The sequence below is a fragment of the Cellulomonas sp. C5510 genome (assembly GCF_019797765.1).
Lineage (GTDB): Bacteria > Actinomycetota > Actinomycetes > Actinomycetales > Cellulomonadaceae > Cellulomonas.
The window spans coordinates 3,874,007-3,896,127 of sequence record NZ_CP081862.1; the positions used below are offsets into that span (position 1 = coordinate 3,874,007).

General features: G+C 75.4%; 18 protein-coding genes and 1 tRNA gene. 6 read left to right on the forward strand and 13 right to left on the reverse strand.

All coding sequences use genetic code 11. The features are described from left to right. Positions 1 to 277: 277 nt before the first annotated feature. From K5O09_RS17700 to dcd, 5 genes are all read right to left on the reverse strand, one after another. Complete coding sequence (locus K5O09_RS17700) at positions 278 to 1,078, reverse strand: SDR family NAD(P)-dependent oxidoreductase (RefSeq protein WP_222170763.1); 801 nt, start codon at positions 1,076 to 1,078, stop codon at positions 278 to 280. A gap of 132 nt (positions 1,079 to 1,210) precedes the next feature. After that, on the reverse strand, positions 1,211 to 2,965 hold the full coding sequence (locus K5O09_RS17705; protein WP_255596414.1) for a glycoside hydrolase family 15 protein: 1,755 nt from the start codon (positions 2,963 to 2,965) through the stop codon (positions 1,211 to 1,213). 136 nt (positions 2,966 to 3,101) lie between these two features. Next, positions 3,102 to 3,995 carry an SDR family oxidoreductase gene (locus K5O09_RS17710; RefSeq protein ID WP_222170765.1) on the reverse strand — a complete coding sequence of 298 codons (894 nt, stop codon included), beginning with the start codon at positions 3,993 to 3,995 and terminating at the stop codon, positions 3,102 to 3,104. Positions 3,996 to 4,126: 131 nt separating this feature from the next. Then, positions 4,127 to 5,248: a hypothetical protein gene (locus K5O09_RS17715; RefSeq protein WP_255595851.1), complete on the reverse strand. Its 1,122-nt coding sequence runs from the start codon at positions 5,246 to 5,248 to the stop codon at positions 4,127 to 4,129. 13 nt (positions 5,249 to 5,261) lie between these two features. Next, on the reverse strand, positions 5,262 to 5,837 hold the full coding sequence (dcd, locus tag K5O09_RS17720; protein ID WP_222170766.1) for a dCTP deaminase: 576 nt from the start codon (positions 5,835 to 5,837) through the stop codon (positions 5,262 to 5,264). Between the two features lie 163 nt (positions 5,838 to 6,000). Between dcd and K5O09_RS17725 the strand changes: the two genes are divergently transcribed. Continuing rightward, a complete protein-coding gene (locus K5O09_RS17725) occupies positions 6,001 to 8,496 on the forward strand; it encodes a GH36-type glycosyl hydrolase domain-containing protein (protein WP_222172893.1) in 2,496 nt (831 codons plus the stop codon). Positions 8,497 to 8,578: 82 nt separating this feature from the next. Then, positions 8,579 to 8,652: transfer RNA gene (locus tag K5O09_RS17730), tRNA-Gly, on the forward strand. A 54-nt stretch (positions 8,653 to 8,706) separates the two neighbouring features. Here the strand turns inward: K5O09_RS17730 and K5O09_RS19350 are convergent. Continuing rightward, on the reverse strand, positions 8,707 to 8,832 hold the full coding sequence (locus K5O09_RS19350) for a hypothetical protein (protein ID WP_255595854.1): 126 nt from the start codon (positions 8,830 to 8,832) through the stop codon (positions 8,707 to 8,709). After that, positions 8,829 to 9,338 carry a helix-turn-helix domain-containing protein gene (locus K5O09_RS17735; protein ID WP_255595855.1) on the reverse strand — a complete coding sequence of 170 codons (510 nt, stop codon included), beginning with the start codon at positions 9,336 to 9,338 and terminating at the stop codon, positions 8,829 to 8,831. The genes K5O09_RS19350 and K5O09_RS17735 overlap by 4 nt, the downstream gene beginning before the upstream one ends. A gap of 132 nt (positions 9,339 to 9,470) precedes the next feature. On the opposite strand from K5O09_RS17735, the gene K5O09_RS17740 reads away from it, so the two are divergent. Then, positions 9,471 to 10,082: a hypothetical protein gene (locus K5O09_RS17740; protein WP_222170768.1), complete on the forward strand. Its 612-nt coding sequence runs from the start codon at positions 9,471 to 9,473 to the stop codon at positions 10,080 to 10,082. Positions 10,083 to 10,897: 815 nt separating this feature from the next. Here K5O09_RS17740 and K5O09_RS17745 read toward each other — a convergent pair. After that, positions 10,898 to 11,380 (reverse strand): DinB family protein, encoded by a 483-nt coding sequence (locus K5O09_RS17745; RefSeq protein ID WP_255596416.1) that lies wholly within the window; start codon positions 11,378 to 11,380, stop codon positions 10,898 to 10,900. Between the two features lie 310 nt (positions 11,381 to 11,690). Between K5O09_RS17745 and K5O09_RS17750 the strand changes: the two genes are divergently transcribed. The 3 genes from K5O09_RS17750 (at position 11,691) to K5O09_RS17760 (ending at position 14,471) form a co-directional block, all read left to right on the forward strand. Beyond that, positions 11,691 to 12,380, forward strand: a complete 690-nt coding sequence (locus tag K5O09_RS17750; protein WP_222170770.1) for a heme oxygenase (biliverdin-producing) — start codon at positions 11,691 to 11,693, stop codon at positions 12,378 to 12,380. A 45-nt stretch (positions 12,381 to 12,425) separates the two neighbouring features. Continuing rightward, positions 12,426 to 13,055, forward strand: a complete 630-nt coding sequence (locus K5O09_RS17755) for a TetR/AcrR family transcriptional regulator (RefSeq protein WP_222170771.1) — start codon at positions 12,426 to 12,428, stop codon at positions 13,053 to 13,055. An 81-nt stretch (positions 13,056 to 13,136) separates the two neighbouring features. Further along, the gene (locus K5O09_RS17760; RefSeq protein ID WP_255595856.1) at positions 13,137 to 14,471 is read left to right on the forward strand and encodes a diguanylate cyclase; all 1,335 of its coding nucleotides are present in this window, start codon (positions 13,137 to 13,139) and stop codon (positions 14,469 to 14,471) included. A gap of 18 nt (positions 14,472 to 14,489) precedes the next feature. Here K5O09_RS17760 and K5O09_RS17765 read toward each other — a convergent pair whose 3' ends face one another. The 5 genes from K5O09_RS17765 to K5O09_RS17785 all read right to left on the reverse strand — a co-directional run bounded on the left by K5O09_RS17765 (position 14,490) and on the right by K5O09_RS17785 (position 22,056). Continuing rightward, a complete protein-coding gene (locus K5O09_RS17765; RefSeq protein WP_222170773.1) occupies positions 14,490 to 16,460 on the reverse strand; it encodes an NHL domain-containing thioredoxin family protein in 1,971 nt (656 codons plus the stop codon). A 149-nt stretch (positions 16,461 to 16,609) separates the two neighbouring features. Beyond that, positions 16,610 to 16,837, reverse strand: coding sequence for a DUF6458 family protein (locus K5O09_RS17770; RefSeq protein WP_222170774.1), 228 nt, complete (start codon positions 16,835 to 16,837; stop codon positions 16,610 to 16,612). A gap of 192 nt (positions 16,838 to 17,029) precedes the next feature. Beyond that, on the reverse strand, positions 17,030 to 19,198 hold the full coding sequence (locus K5O09_RS17775; RefSeq protein ID WP_222170775.1) for a prolyl oligopeptidase family serine peptidase: 2,169 nt from the start codon (positions 19,196 to 19,198) through the stop codon (positions 17,030 to 17,032). A gap of 12 nt (positions 19,199 to 19,210) precedes the next feature. Next, positions 19,211 to 21,310 (reverse strand): cytochrome c oxidase assembly protein, encoded by a 2,100-nt coding sequence (locus K5O09_RS17780; protein ID WP_222170776.1) that lies wholly within the window; start codon positions 21,308 to 21,310, stop codon positions 19,211 to 19,213. Beyond that, positions 21,310 to 22,056: a copper resistance CopC family protein gene (locus K5O09_RS17785; RefSeq protein ID WP_222170777.1), complete on the reverse strand. Its 747-nt coding sequence runs from the start codon at positions 22,054 to 22,056 to the stop codon at positions 21,310 to 21,312. The genes K5O09_RS17780 and K5O09_RS17785 overlap by 1 nt, the downstream gene beginning before the upstream one ends. Between the last annotated feature and the right edge of the window lie 65 nt (positions 22,057 to 22,121).

Consider the following 22,121-nt stretch of genomic DNA (forward strand, 5'->3'; position numbering starts at 1 on the left):
ACCGCCGCGGCCACCACGGCGATCCAGCTGACGCCGCCCCCCGCCGAGGCGGGCGCGCAGGACGCCGGAGGCTCGCCCGGCACGGGAGAGGCGGACGACTCGGGCGACACCGCTGTCACGGAGCCCACGACCGACCCGGACGACACCATCGTGCTCGCCCCCGTCGACGACGCGGCGACCCCGGACGTCACGCCCCCGACCCGGCGCAGCAGCAGGCGGGACGTCGACCCCGGCGCGGCTCCCTGAGCCCGACCCCCCGCGCCGGGTCGAGCGCGCCTCAGATCGTCGCGACGGAGCCCGCGTCCACACGGTAGTTCGACCCCGTGACGAAGCTCGCGCGCTCCGACACCAGGAACCCGATCACCGCCGCGACCTCCTCGGGCTCGCCCCGGCGGCCGCTCACCATCCCGGGTCGCTCCTCCTCGAGGAACGACGCGATCGCCTCCGCGCGGTCCGTGCCCCGCTGCTCCGCGCGCGCGTCCATCATCGCGTCGGTCATCGGGGTCGCGATGAACGCCGGCGACACCGCGTTCACGAGCACGCCCTCGGCCCCGTACGCCTTGGACAGCCCCTTCGCGAGCGAGAGCACCGCCGCCTTCGACGCGCAGTACGGCAGCTCGTCGACGTAGGGCTGCACGCCGTCCTCCGACGCGAGCAGCACGATGCGCCCCCGTCCCGCCGCGCGCATGCCGCCGAGCACCGCCCGGACGACGCGCACCGCGGCGAGGAGGTCCACCTCGAGCGTCCGCGCCCAGCCGGCGTCGTCGATCTCGTGGAACGGGCCCTGCGCGCCGGTCACCCCGGCCGAGTGCACGAGGATCTCCGGGTCGCCGAACGCGGCGCGTGCCCGGTCGAGCAGCCCGGTCACGTCGTCGGGCACGGTGAGGTCGGCGACGACGGGCAGGAGCCGGTCCTCGCCGGCCCCGAGCTCCGCGGTCGCCGCGGCCAGCCGGTCCGGGACCTGGTCGGTGAGCACGACGCGCACGCCCTCGGCCAGCAGCAGACGGGCGGTCGCCAGCCCGATGCCGGAGTCCCCGCCCGTGACGAGCGCGATGCGGTCGGTGATGCCCAGGTCCATGGGGTCCTCCTCGGTGTGCTCCGCGGAACCGGACGGGACCCGCGGTGACGGTCGTGGTGGTCGTGGATGGTCGGCGGTGGTCGTGGGTGGTCGGCGGTGATCCGTGCCGGTCGGTACCGGTCAGCCGTCGGCTCAACCGTCCGCGTGCCCGAGCGCCGGCGCGAGCGTCAGCGCCGCCTGCACGAGCGCGAGGTGGCTGAGCGCCTGCGGGACGTTGCCCAGGAAGTCGCCGGTGCGGGCCTCGACCATCTCCGGCCAGACGCCGACGTCGTTCGCGAGGGCGAGTAGCTCGTCCATCCAGTCGCGCGCCTCGTCGGTGCGGCCCACGAGCGCCAGCGCGGCCACGCCCCAGAACGCGCACGCCACGAACGCCCCCTCCTCCTCGGCCGCGCCGGAGCAGCGGTGCAGCAGCGGCCCGGAGCCCAGCTCGGCGCGCAGCGCGTCGACCGTGCTGCTCATGCGCTCCCCGGTGTCGAACCCGCTGCGGGCGTGGAGCAGCACCGACGCGTCGAGCGCGTCCGATCCGGGGTGCATCACGTACGCCCCGCGCGCCGGCGACCAGCACCGGTCCTCGACCCACACGCGGATGCGTTCGGCCTCCGACCGCCAGCGGTCGGCGTCCCCGGGGATCTGTCCGAGGTCCGCGAGGTGCACGGCGCAGCGCAGCGCCTGCCAGCAGCCGAGCTTCGAGGACGTGTAGTGCTGCTCCTCCGGCAGCTCCCACATGCCGGCGTCGGGCCGGTGCCAGGCGTCCGCCGCCTCGTCGGCCACGGCGGCGAGCATCCGGCCGGTGTCGGCGTCCAGCAGGTTGCCCGCGTCGACGTAGCCGCGCACCACCGCGAGCAGGTCGCCGTACACCCCGAGCTGCAGCTGACCGTCGGCGCGGTTCCCCGCGACCACCGGTCCGATGCCGCGCCAGCCCGGCACGTCCCGGGTCACGCGCCCGGGCGGCAGGTCGCCGTCCAGGGTGAAGAACACCCGGGTGCCGTGCCGGCGCAGCGTGCGCAGCACCCAGGAGATCGCCGCGTGCACTTCCTCGCGCAGCCCGAAGCCGATCCACGCGTCGAGCGTGTACGCGGCGTCGCGCACCCAGGCGTACCGGTAGTCCCAGTTCTTGCCACCGGCCCGGCTCTCGGGCAGCGACGTGGTGCCCGCGGCGGCGATCGCCCCCGTGGGTTCGTGCAGCAGCAGCTTGAGCGCCAGCGCGCTGCGCTGCGCTGCCTTGCCCCACGGTCCGTCGTAGTGGAACTCCCGCGTCCAGGCCCGCCAGTTCTCGATCGTGCGGTCGAGGCCCCGGTCGACGTCCTCGGGGTCGGGCACGGGCACGGGCTCGCGCTCGGTGCCGGCCACCGCGACGAGGTGCCGGGACCCGGCGGTCGACGTGAACGCCCCGGAGCAGGCCTGGTCCTCGGCGACGACCGTCGTCGCGCCGAGCGTCCGGACAGCGAGCGTGACGCCGTCGTCGCGCAGGACGGGCCCGTGCACGGTGTCCTGGACCCACGGCGACGCGGTGCCGAGCACGGTGCCCGGCGCGATGCGCCACGCCATCGGGACCGCCCCGGAGAGGCCGTCGACCCGCCGCGCGAGCTCGCTCCACGGCAGCCGTCCGGCGACTCCGGTGTTCATCGCCTCGGTGACACGCACCGAGCCGCCGTCCGTCACGTACGTCGTCTCGAGCACGTTCGTGCCGACCACGTACTGCCGGCGCAGGCGGTAGGGCACGGCCGGCGCGAGCTCGAACGACCCGCCGCCCTCCGCGTCGAGCAGCGCCGCGAACACGGGCGGCGTGTCCAGGTCGGGCACGGGGAACCAGTCCACCCGGCCGTCGTCGGCCACCAGCGCGACCGTCCGCCCGTCGCCGAGCGCGGCGTACGCGCGCAGGTCCACGTACCCGCCGGTGCGCGGGGTCGGGGCCCGCAGCCGCTCGGCGGCCGCGTGCCCGGACCCCGCGGTCGCGTGACCCGCGTCGCCGTCGAGGTTCTCCAGGCCCTGCTGCTCCGTCACGCGCGCCCCTCGCGCCGCGTCACGGCGTCGGCATCCCGCCGTTGACGTTGAGCGTCTCGCCGCTCACGTAACCCGACTCCGGGGAGGCCAGGAACACGTACGCCGGCGCGAGCTCGGCCGGCTGCCCCGCCCGTCCGAACGGCGTCTGCGACCCGAAGTCCGGCAGCGCCTCGGGCGGCTGGCCGCCGGCGGTCTGCAGCGGCGTCCAGATCGGCCCGGGCGCGACGACGTTGACGCGGATGCCCCGCGGCGCGAGCTGCTGCGCCAGCGCCTTCGACATCGTGTTGATCGCGGCCTTGGTGGTCGCGTAGTCCACGAGGATCGGCGACGGCTCGTACGCCTGGATCGACGACGTGGTGATGATGCTCGCGCCGCGCGGCAGGTGCGGCACCGCTTCCTGCACCAGCCAGAACAGCGCGTGGACGTTGGTCCGGAACGTCTGGTCGAACGACTCGGACGTCAGGTCCGCGAGGTCCTCGACGTGCTGCTGCCGTCCCGCGATCACGGCGAGGACGTCCAACCCCCCGAGCTCCTCGAGCGCGGTCCGCACCAGCGACCGGCTGTACGCCTCGTCGGCGACGTCGCCGGGCGCGAGCACGACGGTCCGGCCGGCCTCACGTGCCACGGCGGCGACGTGCTCGGCGTCCTCCTGCTCCTCCGGCAGGTAGGACAGCACCAGGTCCGCGCCCTCCCGCGCGAACGCGATCGCCACGGCGCGGCCGATGCCGGAGTCCCCGCCGGTGACCACGGCCTTGCGGCCCGCCAGGCGGCCCGTGCCGCGGTAGGTGTCCTCACCGTGGTCGGCCTGCGGCCGCAGGTCCGCGTCGAGCCCGGGACCGTCCTGGCTCTGCGCGGGCGGCGCGGGCATCCGGTACTGGGCGATCGGGTCCTGGAACGTGTACTGGTCGGCCATCTCGCGTCCTGCCCTCCGTGCGGCTGCGGGTCCGGGTACGCCGACGCCCGCCGCCCCGGGGGCGGCGGGCGTCGACCTGCAGCCATCGTCGGACGGCCCCGGGAGGCCCGCAACAGGAGCGGGGGCGGGCCCTACAGGTCGACCGGGTCCACCAGGAACCCGGCCTGGTCCGCGATCTCCCCGCCGACGTCGGCGTGGACCTCCCGCGCCACGGAGCGCACCACCCGCGCCGCCCGCCCGCGGGCCACGCGGTGCGCGAGCGACGGCCGCTCGGCCTCGAGCTGCTCCACGTCCGGCGCCTCCCAGCGGACCCGGTACGCCACCACCTCGCCCTGCGCCCACGGCAGCCCGGCCAGCACGACGGGCACGTCCCGCTCCGCCGAGACCTCGACCGCGACGATGCCGTCCACGCCGAGGTCCACCTGCAGCCCGAACGCCTCGGCGGCGGGCGGGTGCGCGCGCATCCACGCGTCGAACGCGTCCGCCTCGGCGTGCAGGCGGCGCCGCTCGGCCTCGTCCGCGACGCCCGCACCGACCTGGTCGCGGGCGACGAGCACGGCGCCCGTCTCCTGCGGCGAGGGCCGCGGGACGTCGGGGCCGGCCCCGGGGCCGGTCGCCGCGCCGGCGCCGTCGAGCCGGGCCTGCGGGGCGACGCGGCGCGCCGCGGCCAGGACCGTGGCCGGCTCGACCCACCGGTCGGTCAGCACGACCAGGTCGAGCGCGGCGTCCATGTCCGGTTCCAGCACGACCCCGGAGTCGACGCGCAACGCGCCGCCGAGCCGGCGCGCCGCGGCCACCAGCCACTGCACCACCCGCAGCTCCTCGCGGACGGGCCCCGCGGCGCCGAACGCCCGCCGCAAGCCGTCGCGGTCGCCGCCGAACCTGGGCCCCTCCTGGCGTTCACGCGGGCAGTCGACCACCCACGCCACGCGGCTGTCCGTGGGCAGACCCCAGGCGGCGACGCGCGCCGGTTCGAGGGCGTACGGCCCGGTCAGCGTCGAGAGCCGTCCCACCCGGAGGACGCCGGGCGTGGCGGAGACGGTCGGCGCCCGGGTCGCGCCCGTCGAGCGGCGGCCCGACGGGATGCGCGGCGGGCGCTCCCAGCGGGCCGCCGGGAACCGGCTGGCGGCCAGCACCTCGACCTCGTCGGTCGCCACGCCGTCCGGCAGCACGAGCAGGTGCCGGCCGGGGGGCGGCGCGACACCGGCACGGTCGGGGGCGGTCCCGGTCGGCAGGGCGGGGAGCAGCGTCATGCGGGCCGGAGCCTCAGACGTCCGTCCGGTGGAAGCCCTGCCACGACCGGGACGCCGTCGGACCGCGCTGACCCTGGTACCGCGACCCCGCGGCGCCCTGGCCGTACGGTCGCAGCGCGGGCGACGACAGCCGGAAGAAGCACAGCTGGCCGATCTTCATGCCCGGCCACAGCGTGATCGGCAGCGTCGCGACGTTCGACAGCTCGAGGGTGACGTGGCCCGAGAAGCCGGGGTCGATGAACCCGGCCGTCGAGTGCGTCAGGAGGCCGAGCCGTCCGAGCGACGACTTGCCCTCGAGGCGCGCGGCGATGTCGTCGGGCAGCGTGACCTGCTCGTACGTCGAGCCCAGCACGAACTCCCCGGGGTGCAGGACGAAGGGCTCGTCCCCCTCGACCTCGACCAGCCGCGTGAGGTCCGGCTGCTCCGCCGCGGGGTCGATGACGGGGTACTTGTGGTTGTCGAACAGCCGGAAGTACCGGTCGAGCCGCACGTCGACGCTGGACGGCTGGACCATCGCCGGGTCGTACGGGTCGAGCAGGACCCGTCCGGAGTCGAGCTCGGCGGAGATGTCGCGGTCGGAGAGCAGCACGGGGACACGGTACCGACCCCGGCCGTGCGTCCGGGGGCCGGGCACCGCGCGGCCCGGGACCTGGTGCCGCGAGGGCCCGGGACGCCGGACGCTATGCTGACCGTCGGCGTGCGTGGGAGCGCTCCCGCGCGCCACGATCATCCTGACACCGAGAGGCGCGACGATGCGGTACGGCCACTTCGACGACGCGGCACGCGAGTACGTCATCACGACTCCGCACACGCCGTACCCGTGGATCAACTACCTCGGCTCCGAGGAGTTCTTCTCCCTGCTGTCCCACACGGGCGGCGGGTACTCGTTCTACCGCGACGCCAAGATGCGGCGGCTGACCCGGTACCGCTACAACAACATCCCCGCCGACGAGGGCGGTCGCTACTTCTACGTCAACGACGGCGGCGACGTCTGGACGCCCGGCTGGCTGCCGGTCAAGGCCGACCTCGACCACTTCGAGACCCGCCACGGCCTCGGCTACTCGCGGATCACCGGCGAGCGCGGCGGCCTGCGCGTCGAGACGCTGTTCTTCGTGCCGCTCGGCGAGACCGCCGAGGTCCAGCACGTCACGCTGACCAACACCTCGGACGCCGAGAAGACCGTCTCGCTGTTCTCGTTCGTCGAGTTCTGCCTGTGGAACGCCCAGGACGACCAGACGAACTACCAGCGCAACCTGTCGCTCGCCGAGGTCGAGGTCGAGCTCGACGGCCCGTCCGGCTCCGCGATCTACCACAAGACCGAGTACCGCGAGCGCCGCGACCACTACGCCGTCTACGGCGTCAACACCCGCGCCGCCGGCTTCGACACCGACCGCGACACGTTCGTCGGCCCCTGGAACGGGCTCGGCGAGGCGACCGTCCCGCGCACCGGGAAGGCCACCGGGTCGGTCGCGTCCGGCTGGTACCCGATCGGCTCGCACCAGGTCGACGTCACGCTCGCCCCGGGCGAGAGCCGGTCGCTGACGTACGTGCTCGGCTACGTCGAGAACCCGCACGAGGAGAAGTGGGCGCCGGCCGCCGACGGCGAGCTGCCGATGCAGCGCGTCAACCGCGAGCGCGCGCACGCCCTGCTGTCCCGGTTCGCGACCACCGAGCAGACCCTCGCGGCCTTCGAGACGCTGCGGGCGTACTGGACCGACCTGCTGTCGACCTACTCGGTGACCTCGTCCGACGAGCGCCTGGACCGGATGGTCAACATCTGGAACCAGTACCAGTGCATGGTCACGTTCAACATGTCCCGGTCGGCGTCGTACTTCGAGACCGGCATCGGCCGCGGCATGGGGTTCCGCGACTCCAACCAGGACCTGCTGGGCTTCGTGCACCTCATCCCCGAGCGGGCGCGGGAGCGCATCATCGACATCGCGTCGACGCAGTTCCCCGACGGGTCGGCGTACCACCAGTACCAGCCGCTCACGAAGCGCGGGAACAACGACATCGGCTCCGGCTTCAACGACGACCCGCTGTGGCTGATCCTCGGCGTCGCCGCCTACATCAAGGAGACCGGCGACTGGTCGATCCTCGACGAGGCCGTGCCGTTCGACAACGAGCCGGGCTCCGAGGTCCCGCTGTTCGAGCACCTGACGCGCTCGTTCCAGTTCACGGTGCAGAACCGCGGCCCGCACGGCCTGCCGCTCATCGGCCGCGCCGACTGGAACGACTGCCTCAACCTGAACTGCTTCTCCACCGAGCCGGGCGAGTCGTTCCAGACGACCGAGAACCAGGCCGGCGGTGTCGCGGAGTCCGTCTTCATCGCCGCGATGTTCGTGTTCATCGGCCCGGAGTACGCCGAGCTCGCCGAGCGCCGCGGGCTGACCGACGTCGCCGCGCAGGCCCGCGCCGCGATCGAGGAGATGCGCGCCGCGGTGCTCGAGCACGGCTGGGACGGCGAGTGGTTCCTGCGCGCGTACGACTTCTACGGCAACCCCGTCGGCACCGACGCCAAGCCGGAGGGCAAGATCTGGATCGAGCCGCAGGGCTTCGCGGTCATGGCGGGCATCGGCGTCGACTCGACCGACCCCACCACCCCGGAGGCGGCCGCCAGCCCGGCGCTGCGCGCCCTGAACTCCACGCGCGAGCACCTGGCGACCCCGCACGGCATGGTCCTGCAGTCGCCGGCGTACACGAGCTACCAGATCGAGCTCGGCGAGGTCTCCACGTACCCCCCGGGCTACAAGGAGAACGGCGGCATCTTCTGCCACAACAACCCGTGGGTCATCATCGGCGAGACCGTCGTCGGCCGCGGCGAGCAGGCGTTCGACTACTACCGGCGCATCACCCCCGCGTACCGCGAGGAGATCTCCGACGTCCACCGGCTCGAGCCGTACGTGTACGCGCAGATGATCGCCGGCAAGGAGGCCGTCCGGCACGGTGAGGCCAAGAACTCCTGGCTGACCGGCACCGCCGCGTGGAACTTCGTCGCCGCGTCCCAGTACCTGCTCGGCGTGCGGCCCGGCTACGACGGCCTGGTCGTCGACCCGCAGCTCGGCCCGGACGTCCCGACGTTCACCGTCACCCGCGTGGCCCGCGGCGCGCGGTACGAGATCACCGTCACCAACTCCGGCCGCCCGGGCGCCCGCGCGGCGCTCGTCGTGGACGGCACGCCCGTCGAGGGCCGCACCGTCCCCTACGCGCCGGCCGGGTCGACCGTGCGGGTCGAGGTCACCGTCTGACACCCGCGGCGGCTCCGGGCGACCCGACCGGGCGTCCGGAGCCGCTATGCTGGGTGCGCGCTCCCGCAGGCGGGGGCGCTGCGCGGGTGTAGTTCAATGGTAGAACTTCAGCTTCCCAAGCTGACAGCGCGGGTTCGATTCCCGTCACCCGCTCCATCCATCGCAGGGCCGGGCCGGGCCGCACGTTCCGGCCTGGCCCTTCGCGTACCGTCAGGAGTGGTCGCCGCCCGCGAGCTCGGGATCCGTGTCGTGACGACGGCCCGTCGCCTCCGCCCGCGCGATGGCCTCGATCGCCCGGAGGATGTCGCGCAGCCTCAGGCGACTCGTCCGGGTCACAGCGGCACCGCCTCGGCGAGCGCCGACTCGGCGACGTGCGGCGCCAGCGCACCCGCCGGAGCGACGTCGACCCGCTCGCCCAGCAGGGCGGACAGCTCGTCCGCGATCGCCCCGAGGGGCAGCAGACCCCGGCGGCGGACGTCGAGGTCCACGAGCAGGTCGACGTCGGACTCCGCCCCGTCCTCGCCTCGTGCGACCGACCCGAACACCCGGACGTTCGACGCACCGTATCGATGGGTCACGCGGCGAATGGCGTCGCGGTGCGCACGCAACCGGGCCATCCTCGGGGTCCTCACGTCCAGGCGGCGGGGAGCCTCGTCGGCCCGCAGCTCGAGGCGAGCCCCCATCGCCGCGAGCAACCGGTCCAGCGTGTCCACCGCGGGTGAGCTCACGCCCGACTCGTACCGGGAGACCGCGGGCTGCGAGGTCCCCGCCCTCCGGGCGAGCTCGAGCTGGCTCAACCCGGCACGCTCGCGGGTGGTGCGGATCAAGGTGGCGGCATCCACGGTGCACAGCACACCGGTCACAGCATGCGCTGCCGAAACCCTCACTCCTCCCGCGCCCGCACCACTCAGTGGTCACCGAGTGGTGCTCGGCGCCGGTTAGCGTGCCCGTTCCTGAGCAGAGGGAGGCACCACATGGACCGCCAGATCGTGTCGATCGACCTGCAGCTGCCGGAGCGCTGGCGCGTCTGGCGACCGGGCGACGGTCCCCGTGCCGCCCGGCGCGCGGCGGACGAGCTGGCCAGTGGGCCCGTCGCGGGCGCCAGGCTGCGGGCGGCGGTCGAGGCGGTCGACCGGGCGGTGGTCGACCTGCACAGCCGGCACGTCCGCGCCGGGGTGTGGGTACCGGAGCCGACCGGCGACGTGGCCGCGTCCCTGGCGTGCGAGCTGCTCGTCGAGTCGCCCGAGGGGCCGGACGCGGCCGACACCTACCTGGGACGGGTGCGGCGCAAGATCTACCGGTCGCGGCGCACGACGACGCGGATCGCGCACCATGCCGCGAGCCGCTCGCAGGTGCCCGCGGGGACGGCGGTCGTCGCGCTGCGCAGCGAGGGCGCGGCGCGGCACGAAGTGGTCTGGACGGTGTTCCCGCCAGGAGCGCACCAGGCCGTGCAGCTCCGGTTCGACACCCGCGGCAGCCAGCGGTACCCGGAGCTGCTGCGGCACGCCGAGTCGATCGCGACGGCGATGCGGGTCCGGTTCGCGGCGCCGTCACGGGCCTCCGTCGCCACCGCGGCGGGCCGCTGACCCCCGGCCCGTGCACACCAGGTCCACAGCCCCGTGGGCGTGCATCCACAGGGCGCGGACGCGTGGTGCGCCTGACCTGGGACCCGGTGCACAACCTGGGGATGAATCCTGTGGATAGAGCCGGACATATCGCCCGAACGGGTGGCGCCGCCGCACGACATCCGGGGTCGAGCACTGTGGACAACAACCCGGCGGTTGTGGACAGAGGCGCCCGGGCACGGAGAAGGGCCCCTCGGAGTAAGCGTCCGAGGGGCCCTTCCCGTGGCCGTCGACCGGCTTCCCCCGACGAGTCGGGGACCGGCGGCCGCTCTGACGGTGCGGCTCCGTCCCGGCACCCGGTGGGCACCCCCGAGAGGGCACCTCCCGCAGGCGGGACGGCGGCGACCAGGCCGTCGGGGTCCCACGAGGACTCTGCGTCGTCATCCGCAGCCCTGCCGGTCTCCCGGCCGGGGCGTCCCGTCGTTCTCCCTCTGGCCCGACCTCTCCGGTCCCGCTCCGAGGGCGTCCGGCGAACCGGTCGTCCTGCGGTGACGGGCTGTCCGTCGAGGTCGATGGAGCAGTTCTAGTCCTGCCCGGGAACACCCCGCAAGGCCCTGGAGCAGGCAGTTTTCGTCCACCGGTCGATGCACATGTTGTCCACACGTTCACCTGCGTGATCGCGCGGAACCCACAGGGCTGTGCACAGAATCTGTGGACGACGACGGCGTCGGCGCGCCTCCCTCGGCGTGCGGGGGCGGCCCCGTAGCGTCGTCCACGGATCGAGGCCCCTCGGAGTAAGCGTCCGAGGGGCCTCGCCGCGTCTCCGGTGCCGGTGCTCAGGCCCCGACGTCGTGCAGGTGGTGCACCACGTCGTGCAGGAAGTACTGGCCGAGCGTGGTCACGGTGAACGCGGAGCCGTTCGAGCGGAGCCCGGTGCGCTCCCACTGGTCGGCGCGCACGGTCTGGAACCGGGCGGCGAGGGCGGCGGCGGCGTCGGCCAGCTCGTCGGCGACGCGGCCCGGGTCCTGGAGGTCGTAGCGGTCCTCGACGGCGGTCGCGTCCTGGTCCCAGCTGGGGAACTGCGGGCCGTCCTCCTCGAGCATGAGCCTCAGCCGCTCGTCGAACACCCGGTGGACGTCGCGCACGTGCGCGCCGTACTCCAGCGGGGACCAGACGGCCGGGTCGGGGCGGTCGCGGACGTCGATCCGGCCGAGCGCCGCCCGCCAGCGCGGGACGAGGTCGTGGATCGTCGCGGCCAGCTGCGGGCCGGCGACATCGGTCCCGGCGAATCCGCACTCCGGGCACCGTTCGCGCAGCACCCACGTCCAGTCCTTCGCGTCGGGCGCGGCCGGCGCGTAGGCGGGGACGGCGTCCGCGGTCGCGGGTTCGTGGGGTTCGTCGGGCTCGGTCGGGGCGGGTGCGGCGTCAGCGGTCACGCCCTCGACGGTAACCCGGGAGGCGCCTGCGACGTCGTCATCCCGCGGGGCCGTCAGCCGGGCGGGCGCCCTCGGCGCGACCTGAGGTCGACACGACGACCCCCAGGGCTAGGGTAGGCAATCCTAACTTCGTCCGGTACGTTTGCTGACACGGCGTCAGGACGACGCCGCACCACCACGTCCGGGAGTCGCGATGACCGCCACGCACGACCTGCCCGCCGCAGCGACCCGCGCCGACGACGACGCCCGCGCACCCCTGTCGACGATGCTGCGCGAGGGCACCCGCGCCGAGCACGAGGCCGCCGAGGGATCGGCATTCGTGGACGACCTGCTCGCCGGCCGCCTCACCGTGGCCGCCTACGCGGACCTCGCGCTGCAGCTGCACACCGTCTACCGGGCGCTGGAGGAGGTCGGCGACGCCGTGCGCGGCACCCCTGCCGGTGCGGGCGTCGTCTTCGACGAGCTGCGGCGCGTCCCCGCCCTCGAGTCCGACCTGGCCCACCTGCTCGGCCCGGCGTGGCGGGCGGCAGCCGACCCGCTGCCGGCCACCGCCGCCTACGCCGCGGAGATCCGGGACGGCGGCGCGGACGCCGGGGCGTACGTCGCGCACGCGTACACGCGCTACCTGGGCGACCTGTCCGGCGGGCAGGTCATCGGGCGGATGGTGCAGCGCCACTACGGCGTCCCGGACGCGGGCGTCGGGTTCTACGCGTTCCCGGCGGTCCCGAAGCCCAAGCCGTTCAAGGACCTGTACCGCGCCCGGGTCGACGCGCTGCCCCTGACCGACGCCCAGCGGGACGCCGTCGTGGACCGCGCCCGTGCCGCGTTCCGGCACAACAGGGCGCTGTTCGCGGCGCTCGGCGAGCGGCACCGCCCGGCCTGACGGCCCGCCTCGGAGCGTGCTGACGCTTCGTGCGAGAATGTCAGCATGCCCAAGATCATCGGCGGCTCGCTGCACGAGCACCGCGAGCAGACCCGGCTGCGGTTGTTCGGCGCGCTGTCGCGCCTGATGGGCGAGCGCGGCTTCGACGCCATCACGCTCGCCGACATCGCCCAGGCCGCCGGCGTGGGACGCACCGCGGTGTACAACCACTTCGCGGACAAGGAGTCGATGCTCGTCGGCTTCATCCTGCACGAGACCGAGCAGTACGTCGCCGCCCTGGAGGCCGAGCTCGCCGGCGTCGACGACCCGACCGCCCAGCTGCGCGCGTACGTGCGCGCCCAGTGCGAGCTCAAGCGCGACTACCACCTGGCGCCCGGGCCGGACCTCCGCTCCGTGCTCTCCCGCGGCACCCAGCAGCGCGTCCGCGAGCACGTCGTGCTGGTCGAGTCGCTGCTGCGCCGCATCCTGGCGGCGGGTATCGAGTCCGGCGAGTTCCCGGAGCAGGACCTCGGCACGACGGTCTCGCTGGTCAACGCCTGCCTGAGCAGCCGAGGGCTCCCGGACGACCCGGAGGCCCGCGAGCGAGCCGTGGAGTCCACCGTGCTGTTCGTGCTGCGCGCCGTCGGTGCCGGCGAGCGCGCCGAGGTCGCCGCGGCGGAGCCGGTGCCCGCCTGACGCGCCGCACATCACCCGCCTGCGCGCGCCCCGGTGCGCGGAACCCGTGTGGGCAGGGCCGCGGTCGGCGATGATGTGCGCGTGACCGACGCACCGACGCCGGCCCGGGCAGCCGCACCCCGGGGTGACGGGGACGACGCCCGGCAGCTCGCGCTGCTCGCGCACCGCCTCGGCGGGCTGCTGACGCTGGCCGACGCGCACGAGGCCGCCGCCGCCGCCGCGCGCGACGTGCTGCGCGCCGGCGTCGCCGCGGTGACGCGGCGGGAGCAGGACCAGTGGCAGGTGCTCGCGGCGGACCCCGCGGACGAGGCGGACGCCGTGCTCGACGCCGTCCGCGACGGCGAGGCCGCCCGCGCGCTCGGGCACCGGCAGGAGACGTGGCGCCGCAGCCCCGGAGACGCCGCCCGCAGCCGTCCCGCGCTGGTGGCGCCCGTGGTGGTCAACGGCGAGCTGTGGGGCACGCTGTGCGCCGTCCGGGACGAGCGCGCGCTGCCGTTCACGCGCGACGACGCCGCGCGCGGCGAGGTGCTGGGCACGCTGCTCGGCGCCCACATCGCCCGGCTCGACCTGGCGGAGCAGGTCCGCCACCTGGTGTCCGACGACGCGCTGACCGGCCTGGGCACCCGCCGTGTCGCCGACGAGGCCGCACAGGCCGCGATCGACTCCGGCGACGAGACGTGCATCGTGATGTGCGACGTCGACGGCCTCAAGCGGGTCAACGACGAGCTCGGGCACGACGCCGGCGACGACCTGCTGCGCGCCGTCGCGGCCGTGCTCCGGCGCGCCAGCAGCGGGCTGCCCGGGTCCACCGCCGCGCGGATCGGCGGTGACGAGTTCTGCGTCGTCACGTGCGGCATCCCGCGGACCACCGTCGTGCAGGTGATGGACGCGACCGTCGGCGACGCCACGTTGCCGCACGGGTCCTCGCTGTCCTACGGCATCGCCTCGTCGGCCCGCGGCTCGCTGGGCGCCGCCCCGACGCCGCGCTCCCTGTTCCGGCGCGCGGACGCCGCGCAGTACCACGCGAAGCGGAGCCACGCCGCGGCCCGCGCCCGCCAGTACCGTGCGGACGACCCGGGCGCCGTCCTCGGGCGGGCGGTCGCTGCGGGTGTGACCGCCCTCGCCGCGACCGGGCCTGCGCCGCTGTCCCGCCTCTGCGCGCTCGCGGCCGCGCTGACCGAGGCGATGGGCGGCTCCGGGTGGTCGGTGTCCCGGGACGCCGGCCCGTCGGGTGACGGTCCGGTGGTGGTGGCGCGCGGCGGCACGGCCTCGCTGCACGTCAGCGGCATGCGGCAGGTCGAGCTCGCGAGCGCCCCGTGGACCGTCCAGCTGGAGTCCACGCTGTCGTCCACGGACCGCACGGTCGGCACGACCCTGCAGACGCTCGTGTCCCTGGCGGTGCTCGGCGCGTCCTGAGGCGCCGCTGCCGTCGCGTCAGCCGTGCAGCGGCAGCGTCAGCGCGGCCGGCGCACCGGCGACGACACGGACGGGCACGCCCCAGTCCTGCGAGTTCAGGTGGCACGCCGGGAACTCGACCGCCGGGTCGTCGTCGCAGGACGCCGCGCGGGCGGTCACGTGCAGCACGCCGTCCGCGACGTCGGGGTTGATCCGCAGCGTCCGGGTCAGCGGCACGTCGTCCCCCGCGCCGTCGAGCAGCAGCTCCGCCGGGGTCGAGGAGACGCGCAGCAGCGTCGACGGGCCGTAGCGGTCGTCGTACTTCTGGCCCGCTGCGGGGGTGAACACCACGTCGAGGGCGAGGTCGCCCGGCGCGATCTCGGTGACCGGCCGCTGGGTGCGGTGCGCGCCCGCGTCGAGCACCTCCCCCGCGAGCGTCGCCGGGAGGGCGAGACGGGTCAGCCGGTGCGCGGCCGACTCCACGACGACCAGCGTGACGCCGCCCGCCTCCGGGTCGACCTGCACGACCACGCCGCTGGGCTCCGCCAGGCCGGTCGCGAGCGTCGACACCTCGCCCGCACCGCCGCCGGATCCCGGCGCCCAGCGCCGTACCGCGCCGTTGTAGGTGTCGGCGACGACGACCGAGCCGTCCGGCAGGGCCGCCACGCCGAGCGGGTGCTGCAGCAGCGCCTGGTCCGCGGCACCGTCGCGGTGGCCGAAGTCGAACAGCCCCGCCCCGACCGCGGTCCCGACGGTGGCAGCGGTCCAGGCGTCCGCGGGGCCGGCGCCCGGCGAGCCGGGGACCTCACCCGGGTCGATCCACCGCAGCGCCGAGACCTCCGCGTCGGCCAGCCACAGGCGCCCGCCGGCGCCGAGCGCCACGCCGGACGTCTGCGCGAACCACGCCTCCCGCGGGTCGCCGTCGACCAGACCCTCGTTCATCGTGCCCGCGACGGGCTCGACCGCGCCGGTGCGCGGGTCGAACGCCCAGAGCTGGTGGTCGCCGGCCATGGCGACGAGCGCGGTGCCGGTCTGCGGCGACCACACGACGTCCCACGGCGAGGACAGCGGCACCGACGTCCCCGCGCGCGGCGCCCCGTCGGTGCGCCACAGGTCCGGACGCCCGGGCAGCGGCGACGGCACGGTCGGCTGCCCGACGAGGTACTGCTCCCCCGTCCCCGCGACCGTCGTCACGTGGCCGTCCGCCAGCCGCACGCCGCGCAGGGCGTGGTTGACGGTGTCGGCCACCAGCACGTCGTACCCGGCCTCCGCCGCCACGTCGCCGGGCAGCAGCGCCAGGCCGTTGGGCTCGCTGAACCGGGCCTCGTCGGGGCCGCCGTCGGCCAGCCCGCGCTCGCCGGACCCGATGCGGCGCAGCAGCGTCTCGCCGTCGGCGGCCAGCTCCGCCAGGCCGTGGTGCCCGGCGTCCGCGACCAGCAGCGAGCCCCCGGGCAGCTCGACCGCCTTCGCCGGGAACCGCAGCGTCCCGGCCGTCGGCTCCGGCGGCACGTACGGGCCGGACCCCCGGTGCAGCGTGCCCTTCGCGTCGTGCTCCGCGACGAGGTCGGCCACCAGCCGCTCCACGTTCGCCCGGTGGCCCTCTCCGGCCATCTGCGCGACGACGTAGCCCTCCGGGTCGACCACGACCAGCGTGGGCCACGCCCGCGCCGTGTAGGCGGACCACGTGACGAGCTCGGGGTCGTCCAGGACGGGGTGGTGCACCTCGTACCGCTCGACGGCGGCGGCCAGGGCGACCGGGTCGGCCTCGTGCACGAACTTCGGGGAGTGCACGCCGACGATCACCAGGACGTCCCGGTACTGCTCCTCGAGCTCGCGCAGCTCGTCCAGGACGTGCAGGCAGTTGATGCAGCAGAACGTCCAGAAGTCCAGCAGGACGATCTTGCCGCGCAGGTCGGCGAGCGAGACGTCCCGGCCGCCGGTGTTGAGCCAGCCGCGGCCGACGAGCTCGGACGCGCGGACCTTCGGGAGACGGGTGGGGCTGGTGGTCACAGGAGTAGTGAACACGACCGGGCCCGGCGGTCGTCCCGCCGTGTCCGGCTGGTGGTCGTCGTCGACCGGACGCCGACCGGCGGCACGCGACGCGCCGTCCGGCAACGGGCGGTGCAGACGCGCGCCGCACCGCCCGCCGGGTCAGGCCGTCACGCCGCGGGGGGCGGCGTGCGGTCCTCGTAGCGCTCCACGACCTCGCGGTGCGAGGTGTTGGCGCGCTGGTTCGTGAGGACCAGCGCGAGGATCAGCGCGAGCACGCCCGCGCCCATGCAGATGTAGCCGATGACCGTCAGGTCCACGCCGGAGATGTTGTCGCTCACGCCGAACGTGAGGATCGCCCCGATGACGATCAGCGCGATGCCGCTGCCGATGCCCATGGTCGCCACTCCTTCCACCGGCCCGGGCGCGGGGGTGCCCCGGGTCTGGGAACCGAGTGTGGTGCGGGTCGGGCCGGCGCGCGCGTCGAGAACGGCGCACGGAGGCCCCAGACGGGATGAACCTCACGGTTGCGCAACCGCTGGGTTGCGCAACCGTGAGGTTCAGACCGTGTCCTCGCTGGGCGTTCGGGCCTAGCCGAGCACCTCCGGCAGCGGCGGCACGTCCTCCCCGGACAGGCCCAGGACGTGCTCGGCCAGGAACGCCTCCACCACCTGGTACCAGACCTTGGCGTGCTGCGGCGTCAGCACCCAGTGGTTCTCGTCCGGGAAGTAGAGGAACCGGTGCGGCGTGCGTCCCTCGTCGTCCGCCGCGAGCGCCGAGCGGGACAGCAGCTCGTACCAGAGGCGCAGCCCCTCGCCGATCGGGACCCGGTAGTCCTTGTCGCCGTGCACCACCAGCATCGGGGTGACGATCTTCTCGACCGACAGGTGCGGCGAGTTCGCGAGCGCCATCTCGGCGGTCATCTCGCGCTCCCAGTAGTACGAGCTGTCCGTCGTGGGCCCGAACTGGTCCAGGGCCCACAGGCTCGCGTGGGTGACGATCGCCCGGAACCGGTCGGTGTGCCCGGCGACCCAGTTCGCCATGTAGCCGCCGAACGACCCGCCCATCGCGGCCGTGCGGGTCTCGTCGACGTCGGCGCGTGCGACGGCCGCGTCGGTGACCGCCATGAGGTCCGTGAACGGCGCAGCCCCCCACGCACCCCAGCCGCGCTGCACGAAGTCCTGCCCGTAACCGGTGGACAGCGCCGGGTCGGGCAGCAGCACCGCGTAGCCGCGGGCGGCGAGGATCCACGGGTTCCAGCGCCACGACCAGGCGTTCCAGGAGCCGAGCGGGCCGCCGTGGATCCACAGCGCGAGCGGTGCCGGCGAGGCGGCGGACGCGCCCTCCGGCAGCACGAGCCACGCCCGCACCGTCGCGCCGTCCTCGGCCGTCGTCGTGACCTCGGTGAGGGTGCCGGGCAGGGCGGGCAGCGGCGCCGGGGCGGGCAGGGCGACGGCCTCGACCGGTGCACCCGAGGCGAGCGCCGCGGCGAGGTCGACCCGGACCGGGTGCGGCGGGGCGGCGTACGAGCTGCGCAGCGCGTACAGCGCGGCACCGTCCGGGCTGACGAGCAGGTCCGTGAACGCGGCGTCGTCCGCCGTCACCCGGGTGACCGCGCCGGTGCCGAGGTCGACGTGGAACACGGGGCTGCGCCCGCCGTCGTCGGCGACCACGATCAGGCCGGAGCCGTCGCGGGTCCACACGACCTGGCCGGGCCAGCGGTCCCAGCCGGGGGCGACCCGCTGCGGCGCCGGTCCCTCCGCGTCGAGCCCGACGACCCACAGCTCCTCGCGCGGCGCGGTCGTCGGCGTGGTGATCGTCTCGCGCACGTAGGCGACGCGGCGCGAGTCCGGCGAGATCACGGGGCCGTACACGTCGGCGCCCGGGTCGTCGACCAGCACGCGGCGGCTGCCCGTCGCGACGTCCACGGCGACCAGCCGGTGCCGCTCGACGCCGCGCGCGGCCGGCCGCGTCCACGTCGTCACGAGCGTCCGACCGTCCGGCGACAGCACGGCGTCCTGGTGCCGCAGGCCGGTGCCGGGGTCGGGCGTGACGTCGCGGAGCTCCAGGCGCGTCGCGGGCTCACCGGCGGCGGCGGGCGCGGCGGCGGGCGCGGCGACGGCGGACAGGTCCGCGGCGAACAGGTGCGGCACGGCCGGCCCGAGGTCGTGGTCCCAGTAGCGCACCGGGTAGGAGCTGTGCAGCACGGCGGACACCTTCGCGTCCTTGCGCAGCCCGATGAGGCGCGCGTCCGAGGCCTCGTCGGTCGCCCGCGGCAGCACGTCCGACGGCACGACCACCACCGGGGCGTCCTCGGCGACCACCACGCCGTCGATCCCGGCCTTGCGGGCGGCGACCACCCGCGCCTCGGCACCGTCGGCGGGCAGCAGCCAGAGCGCGGCGGGGGCCTCGTCGTCCGGGGCCTCCGCGTCGGCGTCCGGGCGGGCCGAGGTGAAGAGCAGGTCGCCCGTCGACGCGAACCGGGCGGACGACTCGCCCTTCGCCGAACGGGTGAGGCGGCGCGAGGGGCGCTCGCCGGCGGGGTCGACCTCCCACAGGGCGGTGACGTAGCGGGTGCGCTTCGCGTCGAGCGTGGCGACCGCCGTGACGAGGCGGGTGCCGTCCGGCGACAGCGTCAGCCCGGACAGCCGCGGCAGGGCGACGTAGGCGTCGAGGTCGTGGAACGGGGTCGGCGGGGCGGCCGCGGACGGGGAGTCGGAGGTGCCGGGGACGGGCGTGGTGTCAGAGGCGTCGGTCACCCCGCCGTCCTATCACGCGTCCGCGCGATCGCCCTCGGATTTCCCGCCGCCGACGCCGCCGTCCCGGGCCGCCAGGCGGGCGAGCATGGCGTTGTACTCGTCCATCTCGGTGTCGCCGTCGCGCTCGACGCGGCGGTCCCGACGGCGCGCCGTCCGCTCGTCGTCCCGCGCCCAGGCGATCGCGACGCCGACCGCGAGCGCGAGGGTCGGGAGCTCGCCGATCCCCCACGCGACACCGCCGCCGCGCTGCTGGTCGACGATGGCGGACGGCCCCCACTCGCGGCCCATCAGACCGAACCAGTCGGGCACCAGCAGCACGTCGCCCGTGGTCAGCGCGACGCCGAAGAACGCGTGGAACGCCATGGTCGCGAACAGCAGCAGCAGCCGCTGCGGGTAGGCGGGTCGGGTCGGACCGGGGTCGATGCCGACCAGGGCGTTCACGAACAGGTACCCGGCGAGCGAGAAGTGCACGACCATCGCGTAGTGGCCGAGCTCGGAGGTCAGCGCCCACCGGAAGACGTCGGTGTAGTAGAAGACCACCATCGAGCCGGCGAAGTTCACGGCGGCGACGACGGGGTTGGCGAAGAACCGGCCCCACCGGCTGTGCACGAGGGCGAGCAGCCACTCCCGGGGACCGCGCGAGGCGTCGGGCTCGCCGCGCCGGGCGGCGGAGGACCGCGCCGGCAGGGCGCGCAGGGCGAGCGTCACGGGTGCCGACAGGGCGAGCAGCACCGGCACGACCATCGCGAGGATCATGTGCTCGACCATGTGCGCGCTGAAGAGCACGTGCCCGTACATGGCCGGTCCGCCGGACGTCGTCCAGAAGAACAGCACCATACCCGCCACCCAGGACGCGGTGCGGGCCCACGGCCAGGCGTCCCCGCGGCGGCGCAGGCGCAGCACCCAGCGCAGGTAGACCACGAGCCCCGCGACGGCCGCCGACGCGAGCAGCACGTCCCAGCGCCACTGCGTGACCCACGCGAGCGTGTCCGGTTCGGGCGGCAGCGCGTGCCCGGTGACGATCTCCGCGGGCGTCGGGTCCGTGATCGGGTCGTCCGGCACGGGCGGCGGGGAGGCTCCCAGCGCGACGGCGACGCCCGAGACCGCCCCCATCACGGCGAGCTCCACGAGCACCAGCCGCCAGAACAGCCACGCTGCGGGCGCGCGCTGGTCGCCGGCCAGGCGGGACACCACGCGGCGGCGGTGCGCGAGGCCGATCAGGCCGAGCACGCCGAACAGGGCGACCTTGACGAGGAGGAGCAGCCCGTAGCGGGTCCCCAGGTCGGACCAGGTGCCGAGGCGGACCACCGAGTTGACGACGCCGGACACCGCGACCGCGGTGAGCGACCAGCCGGCGACGACCGAGAACCGCGCCACCGCGGGTGCCAGGTCGGCGCCCAGCCGGTGGGCGAGCGGCGAGAGCGCCACGAGGGTGCCGATCCACAGCGCGGCGCCGACCAGGTGCAGGAACATCGACGAGGTCGCCAGGTCGTGGCTCGCCGCCCCGGCCGCGTGGCCCGTCTGCGCGGCCTGCCACAGGGCGGTCAGGACGAGTACGGAGATCCCCGCGGCACCGAGCGGGGACGTCGTCATGAGGGCGAGCGCCGTGACCACCGCCGCGACGACGGCGACGAACAGCAGCACCCGTCCGAGCTCGAACTGCGTGACGAACTGCCCCAGCTCCCCGCCGAAGGCCGGGTCGTCGAGCCGCAGCCCGGCGACGTTCGCGTAGGTGAGGACGAGCTCCACGACCGCGGCCAGCGTCCACACCGCGGCAGCGGCCGCCGTGACGCCGGAGGCCGCGCGCACCACGGACCCGTCCGGTCGGCGCACGAGGACGGTCGCGAGCAGCACCAGGCCGCCGAGTGTCGCGGACGCGGCGAGCTCCGAGACCGTCGACGCGACCGGCAGGCCCCAGCGCACCAGCGCGCCGGGGTCGCGCAGCGCGGTCGGCACGGCGGCGCCGGTGAACGCGAGCCCCGCGACGACGGCGGCCACCGCCGCGACGCCCAGCGCCGTCAGCCGCAGGACGCGCGCGGTGGTGCCGGTCCCGTCGGGGACCGGTCCGGGAGGCGCCGCCCGCGGTGGGCGGGCGGTCGTGGCACCGGCCATCAGCGCTCCGCCCGGCCGTCCCGGTCGGCGTCGCCGTCGTGCCCCTCGTCCTCGCCGCCGCCGTCCCCGCCGGACGCCGCCCGGCCCGCGGCGGAGCGACGCCGCTCGCGCACGACGAACACCGCGACGGCCCCGGCGGCGAGCACCGCCACCACCACGACCGCCACCACGCCGGCCTCGAGGCCGGCGTCCTCGTCCTCCACGACCTCCTGCTGCGGCGACAGCGTGGCCGCCGTCGCCCCGGGGCCGCCCGCGGTCGTGCTGGTGGGCTCCGGCTCGGCGGGCGGCGCCGACGAGGGAGCCTCCGGCTCGGCGGCCTGCGGCGGGGTGGGCGCGGACGCCGTGAACGTCAGCTCCCCGGACAGCGGGTGCCCGTCCGCCGACGTGACGCGCCACTGCACGGTGTAGACGCCCGCCGGCAGGTCGTCCACGAGCGCCTGGGCGACCGTGCTGTCGACGAGCTCCGGTGTCCCGGTGCTCACGGTGCCGCCGTCCGGACCGAGCACCACCACCTCGGTGCCGATCGCCTGCGCGGGCTGGTCGAACGTCAGCGTGACCCGCGCCGGCGGAGCGGCGACCGTGGCGCCGTCCTCCGGGTCCGTCCCGAGCAGGGAGTTGTGCGCGGCGGCCCGCGGGGCGGTCGCCAGCAGCGCGACGAGCGCGAGCAGCAGCGCAGCCAGGACCGGGCCGGCGGCGCGGGGCAGGGTGGTGCGGCGCAGGGCAGCCGCGGGAGCGGTGGGAGTCACGCCCCCATCATCACCCGCCGCGCGCCGCCGCGCCGCCGCCCTGGGGACGACGTCCCCGTCCGGGC